The following is a 2,200-nucleotide window of genomic DNA, read 5'->3' on the forward strand; positions in this document are numbered from 1 at the left end:
GTCTGCACTACTAGCACTATGTCCGGCAAAAAATAAGATATCCCACGGCTGTTCCCACAAGCGATCGTTAATTTCTTGTCGCTGGGGTTCGACTAAAAAATCGACCTGAGTTTTGGGTAGTTTTTCTAATATTTGCCGATCGGCTGCCACATTAATGCCTTGACTATCGCCCAGAATTGCTAAAATTCGCACTCCAGATGTCGCTAGCTGCGACTGCTCTATCCGTTCGAGTTGCAGAGAACTAAATACTACTTCTGTTGCTGGATATCTTGTAAAAATATCGCCAAGTTGCCAGGGCAAACAATGTAATCGATCGTCTTCAATTTGCAGAACAAATCTAATCCCATCATTGGGATTGACAACTCTAAATAATTGTTCGCGAATCTGTTGAAAAGATTCGGCATTCAACCAATTATTAAAAGACTCGATCGAGCGACGAGCAGCCATCTGACATGTAGAAATTCGATCGCCGATCGAGACATTAGTAATTTGGGCAAGATTGGCTTCTAATCGCGAATTTAAATCTAGATTTCGATAACTTTGTTGCCCCGATCGAATAAATTAGTATCAAATAGTAAATTGTTCGATGACTTCGGCACCTTCTAATTTGACAACCACCCCAAATTTTTCGCCGATAGTTCCGGTAAATTCTAATTGAATTAAGCTATCAGTCGCTCTAGATTGTGCTTCTAAAAATGTTGAATCGGTATCGTCGAGTACGATGAGCTGAATATTTGGTAATAAATATGCTTGGTTTACCGGACAAACTTGCAACCGAATTTGAACGCGATCGTCATTTTCGCTCGGCGATAATTCGACAACTAGAGCGATCTGGTTGCCTAGTAATTGAATGCCTAAATCGATAATTTTGCCCCGTCGAATTACAGCAGGACGAGTAGGGCTGCTAACCGATCGAAATGCTAATTCTGGGGTGGTAAATAAAGATTCGATCGATTGCCAACCCTTTGTAATTGCGCCTTCTAAACCTGTCAACCAGCGATCTAATCGGACGACGGGAGTATCCATCAAACCATGTAAACGATCGATTAAATCTTCAGGAGCGCGCAGCCGATTTCGGTTGACAATCGTGCTGGCTTGGGGAATAAATCCGCGCAAAGTTGCTTCGCGATCGGCTAAATTAATTTCGACAAATACATATCCCACTCGATCGAGTAAAACTTCAGCCGGGACGGCATATTCAGTATCTTCAGGCTTGACGGGAATGCATTCTAATTTACCGATGCCATTTAGTTCCAAATCGGCAACATTCGCACCCATTCTCACGATCGGGTTCCAACTATCACCACCCGATAGATTAGTCGCAAATCCCATCATCTCTAGATAATTATTGACGGTGCAGACTGCTAAAGTATTCAGGCTCACCCGTTCTTGTTTGGCAAGCGTGGGTTGTTGTTGCGAAAATTGCTGGGCAAACTGGATGGCTCGACTGGTAATGGGTAACGTGAGGGCGATACTTTCCGGGGTCATAAGATTATAAGTCATAAAATTTGATTAGTTCTTTATACATATCCCTCAGATTCAGCAAAATTATGCAACTTGGGCATACATTTTCGCTGATAAAATGCACTCAGCGTTGGAATGGCGATTCCCAATTCTTTAGAAAGCAGTTCCCAACTGGTTTCTGGCGGCAAGCGGCGTAAAATTAATAGTTGACAATTAACCTGGGGATGCCCTTTGATATGAGTAGATGTTAAAGTTCCATCGGCATCGGTTTCTGCCCATCTGCGGAGATCTTCTAAAATGGGGGGAATATCTGGCGGTGCGGGTTGCTGCTCGATGACATCGATCGTTTCCCCATCTTTTCCCCGAACTTGAGCTGGTACAAAGTCTCGCTTGGCTTGACTTTCACCGATTTGGACATCTTGTAAACGACGTTTGAGATAATTATTCAGCCAAGTAATCAAACTGGCTCGATCGGGATTGTATCGTTCTCCGGTTGTTGCTTCACAGATATTGCGGCAAAAATACAACCATGTTTGCTGCAAGGCATCTTCATAGCCAGGAGTGTATTCTCGCCACAGCTTCCGATTCTCGTTCCGAGCAACTAAGCCGACGTTTTACGTCGTTTAAAAGATGAAAGAAACTGCTCTAGGATACTGACCAGGGATTATGCTAGAGAAGTGCTCTGACAGTTAAGACCGAAGCCTCACTGGTGCGATAGCAGCCCGAATCAGAGCAT

2 protein-coding genes and 1 pseudogene are annotated in these 2,200 nt (G+C 43.7%); all 3 read right to left on the reverse strand.

All coding sequences use genetic code 11. The features are described 5' to 3' along the window. Positions 1 to 447: pseudogene (locus RMO79_RS18520) on the reverse strand (hypothetical protein); the annotation flags it as partial. 120 nt (positions 448 to 567) lie between these two features. Beyond that, the gene (locus RMO79_RS18525; RefSeq protein WP_310484718.1) at positions 568 to 1,503 is read right to left on the reverse strand and encodes a DUF1822 family protein; all 936 of its coding nucleotides are present in this window, start codon (positions 1,501 to 1,503) and stop codon (positions 568 to 570) included. Positions 1,504 to 1,520: 17 nt separating this feature from the next. Next, positions 1,521 to 2,006 carry a sigma-70 family RNA polymerase sigma factor gene (locus RMO79_RS18530; RefSeq protein WP_310484719.1) on the reverse strand — a complete coding sequence of 162 codons (486 nt, stop codon included), beginning with the start codon at positions 2,004 to 2,006 and terminating at the stop codon, positions 1,521 to 1,523. Between the last annotated feature and the right edge of the window lie 194 nt (positions 2,007 to 2,200).

Source organism: Chamaesiphon sp. VAR_48_metabat_403 (genome assembly GCF_031422475.1).
GTDB lineage: Bacteria > Cyanobacteriota > Cyanobacteriia > Cyanobacteriales > Chamaesiphonaceae > Chamaesiphon.